Raw genomic sequence first — 18,081 nt, forward strand, 5'->3', positions numbered from 1 at the left:
AAATAAGAATCATTATCCTTTCTGAAGACGTGACGGACGCCAAAACCCTGACGTCGTCTTATGAATATTTTTACTTTTTTTTTACCGGGGCCGGTCAGCGCTTCTGGATCTGCGTTTCGCCCGCCTGCGTAGTGATTTTCACCGGCAGCACTTTTGGCAGCGCCTGGGCAAAGCTGTCCGGGCGATGTACGTTGAAACTGCCGCTGACGCGCAGGGCAGCAACGTCCGCGGAGGCCGGGGTGTAAGGCACGTCACCGTAGCGGGAGAACTCAGCCAGTGCCAGATTTAGCGGTGTGTTGTCGAAATTAATGCGCGACTGCCGCCAGCCAGCGACAGCGTCCGGCGCGAGCGGTTGCTGACGGGTCAGGTTACCGCGGGCATCGCTGGTCACCCGCTGGGTGGCGCGCAGTACCAGCAGATGCCGGTCATGGCCGTTCATATCCAGCCGCGCCATGGCCCGCCAGCGGAGATTCTCCAGCCAGGCGCGCGGACCAACGCGCACCGCTCCGCTGCTGACTGCCACGTCGATACCCTCACCGCTCATCGATTGCGGGATATAGCGCACGCTGAACTGGGTGCCCAGCACGGTCACCCGCGACGGGCCGCTCAGCACCACAAACGGCTTATCTTCCAGATGCTGAACCTGAAACCAGACCTGGCCTTTGCTCAGGGTGACTTCGCGCCGCTGCGGGTAATAAACGACCTGCAATTGCGTTTCGGCATCGAGGCTCAGCACGGTGCCGTCGGGCAGGGTGATCTGCTGAGATTCACCGCGGCCTGTATGCAGTTCGGTTGTCATGACCGGTGGCGCGAACATCTGCCACGCTGGCCAGATCAGCACAGCGCACAGTAAGGCGGCCAGACCGGCACTTTGCCAGAAGGCGCGGCGTGGAATTTTTCGCGGCGCAGCTGGCAATGAAGCCCGCAAACGCGACACGTTTGCCTGCGGCAATTCCCCTACACGCTGCCACAACTGCTGCGTGGACGCATAGTGCGCGGCGTTATCCGCCTGCGCCAGCCACGCGGTAAACTCCCGCTGCTCGCGGGTGGACAATCCGTCCTGCTGCCGGGTCAGCCAGCGTACGGCCTGTTCTTCCGGCGACATTAGCTCGTTAATGGCGCTATTCATCGCGGCCATCCTTATTTTTGTGGCTGGCGTTCCTTCCGCTGTGCTCCTGCTGCCAGAGGTCATTACTGGTCCGGCAGGCCATCATGGCGCGAATAATATGCTTCTCTACCATGTTGGTAGAAATCCCCATCTGGCGGGCGACGTCTTTTTGTGACAGCCCGTCAAAGCGATGCAGGATAAAGGCTTCGCGACATCGCGGCGGCAAGGCTTCTATAGTGTTAGTCATCAGCTCAGTATACTGATTTTCTTCAATTAATTCGTAAGGCTGAAGATAAGAGGGCGCAGCAAAATGCTCAGCATCCGTTTCTTCCGAGGCATCAGTGGATGAAATGTCCGGGCGACGATAGTGATCGACCAGTAAATTTTTAGCGATGCGATACAGCAGACTGCGGTGCGAGCGGACAGGCGCGGTGACCGTCAGCGCCCGGATGAAGGTTTCCTGCGCCATGTCTTCTGCATGTTCACGGTCACGCAACTTCCGGTTTATAAACCGATATAATTCAGTGTAATACTTCTCGAAAGCAGGCACGTGATTCTCTGGGATGGTGGCGGCGATGCCTATATTACGCATAAAATTTCGGGATGTGGATTATTAAATGATAATCATTCGTGATGAGCGACCTGCGCTATCAACAGCAGAGGATAACGCAGGATTATTGAGGGCGCGTTTACGCCCCTTAGTCTGGTGTGGTCCGTCGTCCATGACCTTGACCTCAAGCCCACCCATTTATCCATCATTTTTCCTTATATCGATTCCACCCATATTTATACTTTTATATTCGTAGCAGCCGCTCGTCTCCTTATGCAATTCTCTGACCCACAAAAGAAAAACACTATTTACCGTCAGGTTGAATATTTAGGGCGTGAGCCCTCTTAAGACTACTTATAAGGAAAAACTATGACCGTTTTAAACTTCAAGAAAAGCACGCTTTCCGCCGGTCTTTTTCTGGCGCTGACCAGCATCACCACTTTTGCTGCTCACGCGGACCAACTGGCGGATATCAAAAAAGCCGGTGTGGTAAAAGTGGCGACTTTCGATTCCAATCCGCCGTTTGGTTCTGTTGATGCCAAAACTCATGACATCGTCGGTTATGACGTCGATTTTGCTAAAGCCCTGGCGAAAACGCTGGGCGTGAAACTTCAGCTGGTGCCGACCAACCCGGCCAACCGTATTCCGCTGTTGCAGTCCGGTAAAGCGGATCTGATCGTTGCAGATATCACTATCACGCCGGAGCGCGCGAAAGTTGTCGATTTCTCTATTCCTTACTTCGTCACCGGTCAGCAGTTCCTGGTGCCAGCCGGTTCACCGGATAAGCTGGATGCTTACGCCACGGCGCGTATCGGCGCGGTGAAAGGCACCACCGGCGAGCAGGAATTGCATAACCGCTTCCCGCAGTCGCGCGTGCTGTCGTATGACGACATTCCTCTGGCGCTGTCGGCGTTGCGTAACGGTAACGTGCAGGCGATCACCCAGGACAGCACCATTCTGGCCGGATTGCTGGACGCGCGCCGGACAAAGCCAAGTACAAAGTCTTACCTGAATTGCTGAGTAAAGAAGAGATCGGCGTTGGCGTGAAAAAAGGCGAAACCAGCCTGCTGAAAGTGGTGAATGACGAGCTGCTGAATCTGGAGAAAAACGGGCAGGCGGTGAGTATTTATAACGTCTGGTTCGGTCCGCAGACTAAGTCTCCGCAGCCGCGTCTGTTCAAGATTCAAGCGAAATAAGCGTCACTGACTCAGGGCAGGCACATGCAACAAGACACTTTATCAACCGCAGCGGCGTCTGCGGTTTTTTCACATCCATCGCCTGACAAAACCGTCGCGGTGGAATTCCGGCAGGTCAGTAAAGCCTTTGGTCATCACGAGGTGATCCGCAATGTCGATTTACAGGTCGCGAGCGGGGAAGTGGTGGCGGTCTGCGGGCCTTCCGGCTCCGGAAAATCGACGCTGATCCGCCTCATCAACCAGCTGGAAACCGTCAGCGGCGGGGAAATCCTTATTGATCAGCAGCCCACCCGCAACCTCAGCGGCGCGGCGCTGCGCCAGTTGCGCACGCACATCGGCTTCGTGTTCCAGCAGTTCAACCTTTACGCCCACCTCACTGCGCAGGACAACGTCAGTCTGGCGCTGATCAAAGTGCATGGCTGGAAGAAAAGCGAAGCGCGCGAAAAAGCGCTGGCGCTGCTGACCCGCGTCGGTTTACGCGACAAAGCACTGCATTATCCGGAGCAACTCTCCGGCGGGCAGCAGCAACGCGTGGCGATCGCCAGGGCGCTGGTGACTGATCCGAACATCATTTTGTTTGATGAACCGACGTCGGCGCTCGACCCGGAAATGATCGGCGAAGTGCTGCTGGTGATGCAGGAGCTGGCGAAAAGCGGCATCACGATGATTGTGGTGACGCACGAAATGAGTTTTGCCCGTGAAATCGCTGACCGGGTGATTTTTATGGACGGCGGCGAAATTCTTGAGCAGGCCGCGCCGGAAGAGTTTTTCCTGCGGCCAAAGCATCCGCGTGCGCAGCGGTTCCTGCAAAAGGTGTTGTTCCCGCTGCATCCTGAAAAAGAGGCGACGTTATGATCTGGCATCCGGACTGGGCGGGCGTCCTCACCGGGCAGCCGTTGCAGTGGATCATCTCCGGCTTTCTGACCACGCTGTACGTCAGTATTATCGGCAGCGTGCTGGCCACGTTGCTGGTGGTATTGCTGCTGGCGCTGCGGCTGAGCAACTCGCGCGTGGCGCACGGCGGCGTGTCGGTGTTTGTCTCCGTCTTTCGCAATACGCCGCTGCTGGTGCAGCTGTTGTTCTGGTATTTCGCGGCCTACGGCGCACTGCCGCAAACCTGGCGCTTTTACATCGGCGATAACCATCCCTGGGCGGTGTTTCCGGGCAATATCGCATGGCTGACGCCGGAATTTTTGTGCGCGGCCTGGGGGCTGGCGCTGTTTACCGCCGCGTTTCTGGTTGAGGAAGTGCAGGCGGGGCTGAACTCCGTGCCGAAAGGCCAGACGGAGGCAGCAGTCTCGCAGGGCTTCAGCCGGTGGGCGCTGCTACAGTCCATCCTGCTTCCGCAGGCGCTGACCAACGCGTGGCAGCCGATCACCGGCCAGTACCTCAATCTGATGAAGCTCTCCTCGCTGGCGACCGGCATTGGTTTTGCCGAACTGACCTATCAGGTCAGCCAGATAGAAAGCTATAACGCCCATGCGTTCGAAGGGTTTGCGATCGGGACATTGCTGTATCTGGCGCTCGGCCTGATCCTCGGCGCGCTGATGACGCTTTTGGGTCCGAAACGGCCACAGCGGCGGCCGCAGGGCATGTTAACGGAGACGCCAAAAGATGGAATTTGACTGGTCGGTTTTGCAGGATAACTTCACCTACATGCTGTGGGGAAGACTGGCGGACGGCGAACCGGGCGGCGTATTACTGACGCTTATCATGGCCGTCTCGGCGGGTGTGCTGGCGCTGTTGCTGGGCGTGGCGATGGCCGCGCTGGCATGGCGGTTCGGCGGCTGGACGCGCAAAGTGCTGTTTGTGTGGGCATCGTTTATTCGCGGCATCCCGCTGATTTTTGTCATCTTCTGGCTCTATTTCCTGCTGCCCGTGGTGTTCGGCGGTTCGATCCCAGGCCCCTTAACGGTAATTGTGGCGCTGGCGTGGTTTACCTCGGCGGCGGTGATGCACACCACGCTTTCGGGGCTTGAATCCTTACCCGCCGGGCAAACCGAAGCCGGTATTGCATCGGGGCTTGGCAAAATCAGCGTGCTTATCAACATCCTTTTGCCGCAAGCGTGGCCGAATCTGTTGCCGTCGTATCTGGGATTGTTTATCGCGCTGGTCAAAGATACCTCGCTGGCGTTTATCGTCAACGTGCCGGAGCTGACCACCGTCGCCGGACAGGTAAATAACCGGGTGCAAATTTACCCGGCGGAGATTTTCCTGTTTGTCGGTCTGATGTACTACCTGCTGTGCGCTTCGCTGGCGTATGTGGCGGGAAAAGGGCTAAAGCGCCGCCGTCAGGCTGCGCGCTGATCCCATCACCGGCAGCGAGTTGATCAGCTGCTGCGTCCAGGGATGGGCAGGCCGGTGGAAGACATCATCGACCTGCCCTTGTTCCACCACGCTGCCGTCTTTCATCACCACGACGCGATCGGCCAGATGATGCACCACGCCTAAATCGTGTGAGATAAACAGCAGGGCGGTGCGGTGTTCCGCCTGCATCTCGGCCAGCAAATCCAGCACCTGAGCCTGAATGGAGACATCCAGTGCGCTGACCGGTTCATCGGCCACTAAAAGCGCTGGATTGGGTGCAAAGGCGCGGGCGATGGCGATGCGCTGGCGCTGTCCGCCGGACAGATCGCGCGGATAACGCCGCAGGAAACTCGCGCCGAGCTGCACTTCCTCCAGCAGCTGACGGATACGTTTCTGGCGTTCATCGCCATAAACCCCGACGCTGTCCAGACTCTCTCCGATGATTTTTTCCACGTTATAGCGCGGATCGAAGGAACTCAGCGGATCCTGCGCAATCAGCTGGATGCCTTTGCGTTGCAGCCGCCGCTCAGATTCCGGCGTCTGGCTCCAGCGTCGCCCCTGAATAGTGATGGTCCCCGAGCCGGGCTCGACCAGCCCGAGCACCATGCGCGCGACCGTGGTTTTGCCCGAACCCGATTCCCCGACGATCCCCAGCGTTTCTCCCGCTGCAAGCCGCAGGCTGACGTTATTCACCACCGTTTTACCGGCGTACTGTTTGGATAAATTTGTTGCTTCCAGCACCGGCACATCGTGCGAGATATTCTTGGCGGGCAGCGGAATGCCGCGCTGACCGGAAAGGCGCAGTCCGCGCGTGGCGGGGCTGGGCACGGCGGCCAGCAGTTGTTGCGTGTAAGGATGCTCCGGCTCGTTCAGCAGTTTTTCGCCGGTGCCTTCTTCGACCACCTTGCCCTGATGCATCACCAGTATCCGGTCGGCCAGTTGCCCGACAACCGACAAATCATGGCTTATCAGCAGCAGGCTTTCACCTTTGTCGCGCCGCTGTTGCAGCAGATCCAGAATCTGTTTCTGCACGGTCATGTCCAGCGCCGTGGTGGGTTCATCTGCAATCAGTAAACCGGGATTACCGGCCAGCGCGGTGGCGATCAGCACCCGCTGACGCAGCCCGCCGGAGAGCTGATGCGGATAGGTGCTCAGGCGGTTTTGCGCATCGGGAATGCCGACGGATTTGAGCAGCGCGAGGGTCTGTACATTCAGTTTACGCAGGTCGGCGTTGCGGTTGGCGGTCAGTGCGTCGCGCAGTTGCTGACCAATCTGGCGCAGCGGATCGAGTGACACCAGCGCGTCCTGCAACACGTAGCCAATCTGGCTGCCGCGAATTTTGCGCCAGCGGCGCTGGCTGGCGCCGAGCATGTTTTGCCCGTCGATCACAAACCTGTCAGCGGTGATGCGCGCTTTGGCATCCTGCAAACCTAACAAACTGCGCGCGGTGACGGTTTTTCCGGAGCCGGATTCGCCGACAAAGGCGAGGGATTCCCCGCGTTTTAGTTGCAGATTCAGGCCGCTGACTGCCGCTTTCTCGCCGTCCGCCGACGGGAAAAAGATCGAGAGATTACGGATATCGATGAAAAGTTCGCCGCTCATGGTTGTTTCCCTTCAAAAGTAGCCTGCCAGTAACGTCCCAGCGTGTTCACCGAAATGACGGTCAGAGTGATTGCCACGCCCGGCCAGACGCCGATCCACCAGGCATTGCGCAGATAGTTACGCCCTTCGGCCAGCATCAGCCCCCATTCGGCGGTTGGCGGCTGCGGTCCCATGCCGAGAAAACTCAGCCCGGCGGTACCGATAATCGCGGTCCCTAAACCGAGCGTCGCCAGCGCCGGAACATGGGCAATCGCATGAGGCAGAACGTGACGCCAGACCAAAACATGACGTTTGAGGCCCAATGTGCGCGCCTGTTCCACATACCCCGACGACATCACCACGAAGGTCTGGGCCCGCACCACGCGGGTAAATCGCGGTACGGAAGCGACGCCGAGTGCAAAAATCAGATTGGTGGTGCCGGGGCCGGTAAAGGCGATCAGCATCAGGGCCAGCAACAAATCGGGGAAGGCGGAGACGACGTCTGTCGCGCGGCTGATCAGTTCATCCAGCGGCCCTTTCAGCAGACCGGCCAGCAAACCGAGCAGGCTGCCGATGCTCACCGCCACGGCCATCGCCGCGAGGCTTATCAGCAGCGAATAACGGCTGCCGTAAATAATGCGCGCCAGCACGTCGCGCCCCAGCTGGTCGGTGCCCAGCCAGTGTTCAGCGGAGGGCGGCAGCTGTGCATTGACCGGATCGGCATTCAGCGGATCGTAATGGGTAAGCCACGCGGGGAAAATCACCGCCAGCACCACCAGAAAGAGATACAACACCGCCAGCACATAACCGGCGGAATAACGGCGTGTAAACCGCAACGCGGCAATCGTCTGGCTCATGAGTTTTCTTCCCCGTCAGTATCGCGCAGGCGCGGGTCGATGAATAAATAGAGAACGTCCACCAGCGTGCTCAGCACCACGTACACCAGTGCGGAAAAAATAGCCACCGCCAGCACCACCGGTAAATCTTTGCCCAGCACTGCATCGACGGTGATTTTCCCCAGACCGGGGCGGCCAAAGACCTGTTCGGTGATCACCGCGCCGCTGAGCAATCCGCCGATCAGCCAGCCGGTGAGGGTGACCGCAGGCAGCGCGGCGTGGCGCAGGGCATGGCGTAAACGGATGGTGGCGTTGCCCAATCCCCAGGCGCGCAGCGTCAGCACAAAGGGTTCATCGAGTGCGTCTTCCAGCCCGCGTCGCAGAACCTGAGACACCACGGCACCCTGCGATAAACCCAGTGATAATGCCGGCAGCACCAGCGAGGAAAAACTGCGGTCGCCCGCTACCGGGAACCAGCGCAACGTAAAGCTGAAGATAAACAACAGCACGATCCCCAGCCAGAAGGAGGGCGTTGAGGCCAGAACCAGCTCGACAGAACCGGCGACACGCTGCCCCCAGCGACGGTGCGCGGTGGTCACCGCCATCAGCACGGCAAACACCAGGCTGACCACCAGCGCCAGACCGGTAAGTTTGAGCGTCGGCCACAGCTGGGACAGCACCAGTGAACTGACGTCGGTATTGAGCATGTACGAACGACCAAAATCACCGTGGATCACGCGCCATAAATAGTGCAGATATTGCATGTACAGCGGCTGATCCAGCCCCCATTCGGCGCGGATCGCCGCTTCAATCGCTGGTGTTTGTACCTGTTCGCCCATCAGTAAACTGACGATATCACCCGGCGCGAGGTACACGCTGATAAAGGACAGCGTCACCGCCGCCCAGAGCACCAGCGCGCCGCTCAGCAGCCGCCGGAGGATCCGCCATCGCCATGACGGCGCAGTGTCAGGCAGCCGTGGTGAACCAAACGAACTTTCAACCGTCATGGAATAACTCCTTTAGTGCTTGCTCAGCCAGACGTCGTAGGCGTTTTCCGGCATCTGTTTAAACGGACGGAAACCGACCCCGTGAACGTAAGATGCTGCCGCGATCTGGTCTTCCGGTTCATACAACGGGATGGCCAGCGCCTGCTGCAAAATGGCGAAATGCTGCAACTGGCCGTAGAAGGTTTTGCGTTCGGTGTTATCCAGCGTTTGTGACGCGCCTTTTAGCAGCGGAATGATTTCCGGCGCATCGGTGCGGCTGTAGTTGATAGCCCCTCCCGCGTTAACCGGCAGGTAATGATTTTCGATATCGATGCCGTCAGTGTCGGTGTTTGAGTTGGCAATCGAGCCGAATTCCCCGGTTTTACGCACTTCGGTATAAGTGCCGGAATCGACATAACGGATTTTTAAATCGATGCCCAGCCGCTGCCGTGCCTGCGCCTGCAAGGCCTGCAACAGCACATCGCGCTGATCGCGTACCGTCGCCTGCGCCTGAATAATCTCGATGGACAGCGGCTTGCCGTCTTTAGTCCGGATGCCGTCCGCGCCTTTGGTTTTCCAGCCCGATTCATCCAGCAACTGGTTGGCGAGCGTCGGATTGTTGCCGTATTTATTGACCAGACTGGCGTCATACAGCGGGTCAACCGGTGAAGTAATGCCCCAGACGCGGGTACGTTCACCGCGATAAATTGATTGCAGGATTGGCGAAATATCCAGCCCCTGCAAAATCGCCTGACGGACTTTCACTTCCTGCGTCGGGCCATATTTCACGTTAAGAAACAGCGAGTAGGGCGTGCCGGTATTCAGGGCATGCTGATAGGAAAAGTCGGCGTTGTCTTTGAATTCACCGGCGTCATTGCCGGACACGCCTTCAATCACATCCACCTGACCGGAAAGCAGCGCGCCGGTGCGCACCGAGGATTCCGGCAGGAAGCGGTAGGTCACGCCTTCGAGATAGGCCGGACCCTGATGTCTGGCATTGGCCGACGCCCAGTGGTAATCCGGGTTGCGCACATATTCAATCTGCTGGCCTTTTTCATAGCGTTTGAGAATGAACGGGCCGGTACCGGCGAGATCCGTACCGCCCGCTTTGAGCTGCGGCGAGGTCCAGGAAGACGGCGAAATCAGCTTCAGGCCAGCGGCGAAGGAGAGAAACGGGCTGTAAACCTGTTTGAGCGTAATGCTGACAGTGTGTTCGTCTGGTGTGGCGACGCTCTCAATGCGGCCCGCCAGTGCGCAGATACTGGAACCCGCGCAGTAAGCCGGATCCTTCGCATGACGGAAGTTTTCCGCCACGGCATTGGCGTTGAGCTTCTCGCCGTTAGAGAATTTCACGTCATCACGCAGGGTGAAGGTATAGGTTTTGCCATCTTCGGAGACCGAATAACCGGTTGCCAGCCACGGGATATAACCGCCGTCGGGCTTGCGCGCTAACAGGGATTCATAGGCGACACGCAGGATAAGCTCGGCTTTCGACTGGCCGTTAAGCTGCGGGTTGAGCGTATTGGGTTCGGTTTCCACGCCCCAGGTGAGCGTTCCGCCGGACTGCGGTTGTCCAGCGGCGTACAGCGACTGGCTGGAGGACATGACTAACAGCGTTAAAGCAGAAAGAGAGGCGACGGAGACTTTCATATTTTTCCCATTAAGGTAATAAGCCAGACAATTTTCGAATATATAAAACGAATAAAATTCACGGTCCTGTTATGTGGAAGGGTGATTCCCGTAATGATTATTAAAGGTGCGTTGCCAGTATGTAAAATCACAATATTTGCTTATCAGAGAAAATAAATGACTTAGGCGTTTATTCCTCCGCGCTTATTCCTTTTTAGAGAAACTAAATGCTTTTTTCTTCGTGGCTTTAATGCGCCTGACCTCTATTTTTAACGCAAACGTTGTTCATCCAATTCAGCCTCAAATTAAGCCTAAAATTAAGGAATTCCATTGACTATTACCTCTCGCAGTCGCCTGAAAACGCTGGTCGGGGCAGGGAGCGTGGTGTACGCCTCCAACGACGAAGACCGCCGGACCGGCATTACCCGCGCCATTGCCCTGGCTAAAATCGCTGAAAAAGAGAAGATCACCGGGTTGTTCACTGCCGACTTATTGCAGGCCGATCCTGACGGGCTTTCCGGTTCAACCGGCAGTCAGGATCCGCTCATCACACTGGCGGCGCTGAGCCAGGTCACCTCGCACATCGGGCTGATTGCCACGGTCTCCACCACGTTTCAGCACCCGTATAATCTTGCGAGGCTGATCGGCACGCTCGATCACGTCAGCGGTGGTCGCGCGGGCTGGAACGCGGTGACGTCCTCTGTTGGCGAAGAGAACTTTGGTGAAATCACCTTACCCGCACCCGAAGTGCGCTACGCCCGCGCGACAGAATTCATTGAGGTCATCAACGCTTTATTTGACGCCAACCAGCCGGACGCAGTACGTCGTAATAAAAGCGGCTCGGTCAGCATCGATCCACGTAAGTTGCAGCCGATCGACCATCACGGTGATTTCTTCCGCGTACAGGGGCCGCTGAACGTTCCGCCACCGCCGCAGCACCGTCCGGTGCAGTTTCAGGCCGGGCAATCCGAAGAAGGGCTGAAGCTGGGCGCGAGACTGGCCGAAGTGATTTACACCTCGCAGCCGACGCTCGACGACGCAAAAAGTTTTGTTGAACGTGTGCATCATCACGCCGATGCCTTTGGCCGCCGTGAAAACCGGCCACTTATCATGAACTCATTCCATTCGATCATCGGCGAAAGCCCGTCTGATGTGGCGCGGCGTCTTTTCGAGAAGCACGAGCGGATCGATTATGAGCAGGGACGTCTCAAAGTTGCCGACATGCTGGGCGGAGAGATTGACCTGCGTGATTTCGCTCTCGATCAGCCAATCCCGCTGCGGTTGCTGCCCGACATTGAGCAGGTCAACAGGCGGCGCGGACGTGCGGAAATCTTCAAGCGTTTCGCCCTGCAGGGTCTGACGCTGCGGGAGTTAATCATTCAGGCACAGGAAACCGGCCACTGGTTCACCGCCGGAACTCCGGAGACGCTGGCCGACGCCATCGAGGAACGCTACCGCGCAGGCGTGCTGGATGTCATTTCACTGCACGGGCTGGGGCAGCCGGACCAGGAGGATTTGCTGATAAACGGGTTATTGCCGGAGTTGAGGAAAAGAGGGCTGATTGATACGGAGTATGGAGGCGGGGATTTTAGGGGAAATCTTGGTCTGGCGCAGAAGCCGCTGCTGTAACGGCTTTTAAAGTTTGACCGGGAATGTTTCGGTTTCTCAATTGCAGTGATCGCTTAACTCCCTGCGCGGTCCCTTCTCTCGGTCCTGAAGCCTCTGGTCTTCAGGCCGCTTCGTTCAACAGGATTTTTTGATCGCGCCATCTCAGGATTTTAAAAAAACAAAAAGAAAGTTTGCACAACGTATTTGGTTTTTTTGAAATGCTCCGAGTGGGTGAAGTTGTGACCTAAAAAGCGCTGGCCGCGTTCAAAAATCATGCCGGAGGAAGAGGTGGAAAACCGCGCATTTTTTTGCGCGGGTTGTAACCCGACCGGAGGGCACCGCGCAGCGGCGGGATTTTGCGGCAATAGCAGAAATACCTGAAACATAGCCGGGATGCATGGCACATGTTTTAAAGAGCCCGGGATTCTCAAGGGGGGCGGCGATAGACCCCCTTTGAGGCCGGTTTGGGCGGCAGCCCAAGGTCTTGAAATTGAAATTGAAACTTAAGCCAGAGCGGCTTCAGCTGCAAACTGATTCTCCGGCTCCCTCAACCCCAAATTCTCCCTCAACGTTTCCCCTTCATATTCAGTACGATACAGCCCACGCTGCTGGAGCAGTGGAATGACAGTTTCCACGAAATCATCAAACGCCGTCGGCGTCCCCCCGCGAACGATAAAACCGTCTGTCGCCCCCGAGGTGAACCAGTGTTCCAGCCCGTCGGCGATATCTTCGGCAGTACCGAAGAACGTCGGGCGCGGGGTAGCGGCTTCCAGTGCGGCCTGACGCAGCGTCAGCCCGCGTTCGAGAGCGTTGCGTTTGATTTCATCGGTGGTGCTGCGGAAACTGTTTTGGCCGAGATCGCCGATGTCCGGGAACGGCGCATCCGGGTCGTGCTGGCTGAAATCGTAATGCTCAAAGTAACGGCCAAGATAGTCGAGCGCGCTTTTCAGCGTTACCAGCTGCGCCGTTTCCTGATACTGACGCTCGGCATCCGTGACAGTGTCACCAATAATTACGCTGATGCCCTGAAACACACGGATATCCCCGGCATCGCGGCCATTTTCCACCAGCTGACGGCGGACATCATCGCGGAACTCACGTGCCAGTTCGGGGGTTTCCTGACGGGTATAGATCGCGTCGGCGGCTTCGGCGGCAAAGGCTTTGCCCTGATCGGATGCTCCGGCCTGAAACACCACCGGACGCCCTTGGGGTGATCGCCCAACGTTCAGCGGACCCTGCACCGAGAAGTATTTTCCATGGTGATTGAGCGTGTGCAATTTATCCGCCGCAAAAAATTCGCCGCTGGCTTTGTCACGCACGAACGCATCTTTCTCCCACGAATCCCACAAGCCTTTCACCACGCTGACATATTCGCTGGCGATGCGATAGCGCTCGTCGTGTTCAGGGTGTTTATCGCGCGAGAAGTTTTTGGCGGAGCCTTCCAGGGGAGAAGTCACCACGTTCCAGCCCGCACGGCCGCCGCTCAGGTGATCAAGGCTGGCGAACTGGCGTGCAACGGTAAACGGCTCGCTGTAAGAGGTGGAAAGCGTCGCCACCAGCCCGATTTTTTGGGTGACTAACGACAGCGCCGACAGCAGGGTGATCGGTTCAAAACGGTTGAGAAAATGCGGAATGGATTTCTCTGTAATAAACAGCCCATCGGCGACAAATAAGAAATCAAACTTTGCCTGTTCGGCTTTTTGCGCTAATTGCTGACAGAACTGAATATTTATACTGGCGTCGGCCACGGCGTCAGGGTGTCGCCATGCGGACATATTTCCCGATGCGCCCTGAATAATCGCGCCCAGACGGATGTACTGTTTATGGCTCATGTTTTTTCCTTATTTATAATTCATTTCCGGCGCTATGCCAGCGCACGTAATTCATTGAGGGAGCGAACAGCGGGCTTATTTTCCTGCACGTCGAACGCATGCTGATCGAGTATTTTTCGCAGATACACCAGTTCGACGCCCAGCGGATTGGTTGCGGTGTGAAACGGCTCGTAGCCGCGCCGCTGATAGAGACTCGTCAGCCACGGGTGTTCGATTGCCGTCGCCAGATACACGGCCGGGGATTTCAGCGTATCGCGCAAAAATGTTTCTTCCACGTAGCGGATAATCTCGCGGCCATAGCCTTGCCCTTTGGCATGTTCGGCGACGGCAAACCAGTGAACGAAAGGCCAGGGCGCCAGATGATTTTTTGCCGGTGTCCACTGAAAACGGGTGGTCAACGTGGCGGTCAGCCCGGCGTCAGTTTCCAGCACATAGGTGGTTTCGCTGCGGATCACTTCGCGCACGTCTTCAACGCTGGCGCGGGTGATGGTGAAATGAATATTGTGCTCGAGCAGCGGCGCATATGCCTTTTGCAGCAGGCTGTGCAAGGGAGCGGCGTCAGACTCATTGGCAAGACGAATTCGATGGCTCATCTTCAGCTCCTCATGCCAGCGCAACGCTGGTCGTGGCTAACAATTCCAGAGATCGCAGGCGTGCCTGAGGTTGCGCCAGTGGCGTATCAATCACAAACTCTTCGATACCGTACTGCGCCTGCAGGGCTTCCAGTTGACGATGAACGTCTTCACCGGTGCCATGCAGCACGGCGGATTTACGCTCTTCAATCTCATGGGAAGCCGCTTTCGATTGGCGGGTATACAACTCGGCCTGCTCCAGGCTGCCGACGTTAACGCTCTGTCCGTCGCTGCCGGTCACGCGGTATCGCTGGCTGTTGTCCACCAGACTCGCTGCTTTGGCGGCGGTTTCGGCGACGATCACCGGTACAGCGAGCAGGGCGCGCTTACCGTTGCTGTCGTGGGAATAAGCGGAAAGGGCGCGGGAAATATCGCGTTCATCCGCATTGAGATGGGCAGCAAACACAAAGTTCCAGCCGAGGCTCGCCGCCAGACGGGCGCTTTGCTCGCTGGCACCTAACAGAAAACGCGAAGCCGTCTGCGGCGGTTGCGGCGTTGCTGACAGCCGGTCATCACCCTGGCCGCGAGCCGGTACGGAAAGCCAGTCATCCAGCTGGCGCAGCTGGCGGGCGAAGTCGCCTTTGCGGGCGGGATCGACAGCGTATTGCAGTGCGTTGGTGGAGAGCGGTAAACCGCCTGGCGCTTTACCGATACCGAGATCGACGCGTCCCGGTGCAAGCGACGCCAGCTGATTAAAATTCTCGGCGACTTTGAACGGGCTGTAGTGTTGCAACATTACCCCGCCCGACCCGACCCTCAGCCGCCGGGTGTGTGCAAGGATCCACGCGATGACTATCTCAGGAGATGAAATCGCCAGCTTGTCGGTATTGTGATGCTCTGCCAGCCAGAAACGGTGATAGCCCCAGTGCTCAGCTTTCTGCGCCAGTTCCAGCGTTCGCCGCAGCGCCCCGGCGGCATCTTCATGATCGTCTTGCGGACTTTTTTCCAGCAAACTCAAACGGTATCCCATCGTTATCCCTTTTTTTGACACACTCTGTTAACAAGGATTATTGAAGTCAGGGAGGGAGGATGTAAAAGAACAATAGTAGCTATTCAAGTGCAGGAAATGAGATAGGGGGGGGGCGTTTGCTCATCCCACTGCAAAGGGGGAGGCCGGGAGGGGGTATTACCAACGACTCAGAATATTACCGAATTTTTGCAGCGATAAAACTCACAAGCAAAAACAGGCGTAATAAAGAAAGCAACGCTCGCGACTTTATTAACACTCAATAAAATAATGAGAACGATAAGTGACTCACACTTTATACCGCTTTTATCGTGAAGATATAATTTCTGTGCAAAGCAATAAGACGTTTTTCTTATGAATACTTTTTTAAATTTATAGTTTTACCTTGAAATTATCCACTCCGTCATCTACTACTTAGTTGGAGCCTGAACTCGTTGTTTATCGACGTGTTTATTGCTTAACAGGGTTATTATTAACAGGCGTTGGGCTAGCCGATATTCGTTTTTTTTACTGGATAAATTTTAATCAGAGGCTTAAATGAAAAAACATCATGCATTGCTGGCTGTGGCTTTGACGGCGTTTCTCTCTACCAGCGCATTTTCTGCTCAACTGATGAAAAAAGTTGATTTTGAAAAAGTGGAATCTCAGTATACAAAAGTGGGTTCTATTACCACATCGAATAAAACGTCGCAATCTGGTGCTCTCGAAGATCTCTCTAAAAAAGCCGATAAAGAAGGCGGCGACGTCTTCGTATTAACCTCCGGCAATACCAATAATAAAATCCACGGCACCGCTGACGTTTATAAGAAAAAGTAATTCTTTATTCCAGAACTCACGCTCGACAAGATGCCCATTTAACGGTGGGCATTTTATTTTTTTGGATTTTTATTGCAAATACCTCCCGTCATTTCAGCTTTTCTCGCTTGGGTGTTGTCAGCACTACCCCCTATTTTGATTCAATCGCCAGTGCGCCGCACGATACTCATCACATTCCCATTTTGATCCCACATTTCTCCAGATCTCCGTAGGATTTTCATCGTTTATTCCTACAATATTCCCCGTACTTTGATGTTACGGAAACGTTAACTGACGAGGCGATAAATGAACACTTCATCTGAACAGTATCTCAGCGCGCTGGGCGCAAATCAGACGTTGTCACCGGCACAGCTTGATGAGCTGGAGACTAAAGGTTACGTGGTTATTCATGATGTTATCGATAAAGACTGGCTGGAAGATATGCGCGCCGCGTTTGATTCGCTGGTGGAAAAAGAGGGCGATAATCTGGCGGTGGAACATCATCAGGAAGCCACGGCGACCCGTATCGCAAACATGATCAACAAGGGAACAGTGTGGGAAAAGGCATGGGCGCATCCGCTGATCCTTTCCGTATGTCGCCATATCTTTCAGGGGCCGTTCAAAGTTTCCAGCCTGAATGGCCGGGAAGCGTTGCACCACGGCGGGCATCAGCCTCTTCATGCCGACTGGAAAAAGCCGCGCCCGGATTTCCCTAAGGTGCATCTGGTGAACGCCATTATCGCGATTGACGATTTGAGCGCCGCCAACGGTGCGCCGCGCATTATTCCCGGTACGCATCACCGCCCGGAGCTGCCGGAGGACGTGCTGGCCGACTGCGGTTTGCCGCATCCCGATGAGGTGATTTTCGAAGCGCCGGCGGGCAGCGTGATGATCTATAACGCGCATGCCTGGCACGGCGGCACTAATAACAATGCGGGGACCCGCCGACGTGTGCTGCACAGTTTGTATATCGACCGCGAGGATATGCAGCAGCAGGACCAGCGTAAATGGCTAAGGCCTGAAACCGCCAGCCGCCTGACGCCAGCGCAAAAATGGCTGCTCGACGTGCTCTGAATTCCCTTCCGTATGAAGCCTGACCTGACGGTCGGGCTTTTTTATTTTCGCAATTTGCGCGCGGTCACAGACTCCGGATCCCGCATAACATCGATGTTGTTACGGGTATGTTATGGTAAACGGAAATCCCCGGAGGCCACGATGCTGACAGACGTGATAGAGACACTTTTCCGCTCGGTTTCGGGCAGCGGGTCACTGGTGATCCGGTTTCCGGATAACTCACAACCGCCGCCGGAGCTGGCCTGCGTGGTGAGTTTTCCGCGAATAGAATTTGTGGTCGAAGGCGAAGTGCATGACCGCAACGTCACGGCGGATAAAGGACTGCTGAGGCAGGGCGATGCAATATATATTCCCGGCGGGAAGTGGAATCTGACCGTCTGGGATAAGCCAGCGGTATTGTTGAGCATTCTTTTTAGCAAGGAAAAACTCGGTTTCAGCCTGCAATTCTGGGATGGCAAAGCGTTCACCGGCACCGATAAACAGAGCGTGCCACGTCTTGGGCCGCGCGTAGGGTCATTTTTGCTTCAGGCGATGAATGAAGTCGTCTCAATCCCGGAAGATCAGCAAACCGCTCGCTGCGTAATGGCCGGGTTGCTTAGTCATTGTCTGGAACAGCTGTCCAACCGCGCACAGGTGCTGACCCGCAGCGGTGCTCTGTTTGAGGTGGTGAAAAGGTACATCGATGAAAATGCGTCACTGCCGCTGACGCGTGAAAATGTCGCGAAGCGATTTCACATCACGCCGAATTATCTCTCTCACTTGTTCAGAAAATCCGGCGATATTGGCTTCAGCGAATATCTCAATCACGTCCGCCTGGAGCGCGCGAAGCTGCTGCTCAAAGGCTATGAGCTGAAAATCAAAGAAGTCGCGACTCACTGCGGATTTGTCGACAGCAACTATTTCTGTCGTGTGTTTCGCAAAAGTACGGCGCGATCCCCTTCGCAGTACCGCAGCCAGTGGCTGAGTCAGCTGCCATAGCG

The 18,081-nt window shown here is 56.2% G+C and carries 16 protein-coding genes and 1 pseudogene; 8 read left to right on the forward strand and 9 right to left on the reverse strand.

The genetic code is table 11. The annotated features are described in order from the left end of the window. Window positions 1-94: 94 nt before the first annotated feature. Both TU92_RS13085 and TU92_RS13090 read right to left on the reverse strand, forming a co-directional pair. On the reverse strand, window positions 95-1,129 hold the full coding sequence (locus tag TU92_RS13085) for a FecR family protein (RefSeq protein ID WP_112167810.1): 1,035 nt from the start codon (window positions 1,127-1,129) through the stop codon (window positions 95-97). After that, window positions 1,122-1,700 (reverse strand): RNA polymerase sigma factor, encoded by a 579-nt coding sequence (locus TU92_RS13090; RefSeq protein ID WP_244207844.1) that lies wholly within the window; start codon window positions 1,698-1,700, stop codon window positions 1,122-1,124. The genes TU92_RS13085 and TU92_RS13090 overlap by 8 nt, the downstream gene beginning before the upstream one ends. Before the next feature lie 327 nt (window positions 1,701-2,027). Here TU92_RS13090 and TU92_RS13095 point away from each other — a divergent pair. The 4 genes and pseudogenes from TU92_RS13095 to TU92_RS13110 all read left to right on the forward strand — a co-directional run bounded on the left by TU92_RS13095 (window position 2,028) and on the right by TU92_RS13110 (window position 5,161). Continuing rightward, window positions 2,028-2,854: pseudogene (locus tag TU92_RS13095) on the forward strand (ABC transporter substrate-binding protein). 24 nt (window positions 2,855-2,878) lie between these two features. Next, complete coding sequence (locus TU92_RS13100) at window positions 2,879-3,709, forward strand: amino acid ABC transporter ATP-binding protein (RefSeq protein WP_112167661.1); 831 nt, start codon at window positions 2,879-2,881, stop codon at window positions 3,707-3,709. Then, window positions 3,706-4,479, forward strand: coding sequence for an amino acid ABC transporter permease (locus TU92_RS13105; RefSeq protein WP_112167662.1), 774 nt, complete (start codon window positions 3,706-3,708; stop codon window positions 4,477-4,479). The genes TU92_RS13100 and TU92_RS13105 overlap by 4 nt, the downstream gene beginning before the upstream one ends. Beyond that, a complete protein-coding gene (locus TU92_RS13110) occupies window positions 4,469-5,161 on the forward strand; it encodes an amino acid ABC transporter permease (RefSeq protein ID WP_112167663.1) in 693 nt (230 codons plus the stop codon). Before TU92_RS13105 ends, TU92_RS13110 begins: the two co-directional genes overlap by 11 nt. Here the strand turns inward: TU92_RS13110 and TU92_RS13115 are convergent. Genes TU92_RS13115 through TU92_RS13130 form a run of 4 tightly spaced genes read right to left on the reverse strand, consistent with a single transcriptional unit; the run spans window position 5,132 to window position 10,214 of the window. Next, entirely contained in the window at window positions 5,132-6,763 is a 1,632-nt protein-coding gene (locus tag TU92_RS13115; RefSeq protein WP_112167664.1) for a dipeptide ABC transporter ATP-binding protein, read from the reverse strand. The two genes, TU92_RS13110 and TU92_RS13115, sit on opposite strands and share 30 nt — an antisense overlap. After that, window positions 6,760-7,599 (reverse strand): ABC transporter permease, encoded by an 840-nt coding sequence (locus TU92_RS13120; protein ID WP_112167665.1) that lies wholly within the window; start codon window positions 7,597-7,599, stop codon window positions 6,760-6,762. The genes TU92_RS13115 and TU92_RS13120 overlap by 4 nt, the downstream gene beginning before the upstream one ends. Then, on the reverse strand, window positions 7,596-8,585 hold the full coding sequence (locus tag TU92_RS13125) for an ABC transporter permease (RefSeq protein WP_112167666.1): 990 nt from the start codon (window positions 8,583-8,585) through the stop codon (window positions 7,596-7,598). Before TU92_RS13125 ends, TU92_RS13120 begins: the two co-directional genes overlap by 4 nt. Window positions 8,586-8,597: 12 nt before the next feature. Beyond that, window positions 8,598-10,214 carry an ABC transporter substrate-binding protein gene (locus TU92_RS13130; protein ID WP_112167667.1) on the reverse strand — a complete coding sequence of 539 codons (1,617 nt, stop codon included), beginning with the start codon at window positions 10,212-10,214 and terminating at the stop codon, window positions 8,598-8,600. A 309-nt stretch (window positions 10,215-10,523) separates the two neighbouring features. Between TU92_RS13130 and TU92_RS13135 the strand changes: the two genes are divergently transcribed. Beyond that, entirely contained in the window at window positions 10,524-11,822 is a 1,299-nt protein-coding gene (locus tag TU92_RS13135) for an NtaA/DmoA family FMN-dependent monooxygenase (RefSeq protein WP_112167668.1), read from the forward strand. A 482-nt stretch (window positions 11,823-12,304) separates the two neighbouring features. Here TU92_RS13135 and TU92_RS13145 read toward each other — a convergent pair whose 3' ends face one another. The 3 genes from TU92_RS13145 to TU92_RS13155 are packed head-to-tail and all read right to left on the reverse strand — an operon-like array spanning window position 12,305 to window position 15,235. Continuing rightward, on the reverse strand, window positions 12,305-13,633 hold the full coding sequence (locus TU92_RS13145) for an LLM class flavin-dependent oxidoreductase (protein WP_112167670.1): 1,329 nt from the start codon (window positions 13,631-13,633) through the stop codon (window positions 12,305-12,307). A gap of 32 nt (window positions 13,634-13,665) precedes the next feature. Next, on the reverse strand, window positions 13,666-14,226 hold the full coding sequence (locus tag TU92_RS13150; protein WP_112167671.1) for a GNAT family N-acetyltransferase: 561 nt from the start codon (window positions 14,224-14,226) through the stop codon (window positions 13,666-13,668). A 10-nt stretch (window positions 14,227-14,236) separates the two neighbouring features. Continuing rightward, window positions 14,237-15,235, reverse strand: a complete 999-nt coding sequence (locus TU92_RS13155) for an LLM class flavin-dependent oxidoreductase (protein ID WP_112167672.1) — start codon at window positions 15,233-15,235, stop codon at window positions 14,237-14,239. Between the two features lie 534 nt (window positions 15,236-15,769). Here TU92_RS13155 and yahO point away from each other — a divergent pair. The 3 genes from yahO (at window position 15,770) to TU92_RS13170 (ending at window position 18,079) form a co-directional block, all read left to right on the forward strand. Continuing rightward, entirely contained in the window at window positions 15,770-16,048 is a 279-nt protein-coding gene (gene yahO / locus TU92_RS13160) for a DUF1471 family periplasmic protein YahO (RefSeq protein WP_112167673.1), read from the forward strand. 285 nt (window positions 16,049-16,333) lie between these two features. Next, on the forward strand, window positions 16,334-17,101 hold the full coding sequence (locus tag TU92_RS13165) for a phytanoyl-CoA dioxygenase family protein (RefSeq protein WP_112167674.1): 768 nt from the start codon (window positions 16,334-16,336) through the stop codon (window positions 17,099-17,101). A gap of 141 nt (window positions 17,102-17,242) precedes the next feature. After that, window positions 17,243-18,079, forward strand: coding sequence for an AraC family transcriptional regulator (locus TU92_RS13170; protein ID WP_112167675.1), 837 nt, complete (start codon window positions 17,243-17,245; stop codon window positions 18,077-18,079). The last annotated feature ends 2 nt before the right edge of the window (window positions 18,080-18,081 follow it).

It is taken from the genome of Rahnella inusitata (genome assembly GCF_003263515.1).
Classification (GTDB): Bacteria; Pseudomonadota; Gammaproteobacteria; order Enterobacterales; family Enterobacteriaceae; genus Rahnella; species Rahnella inusitata.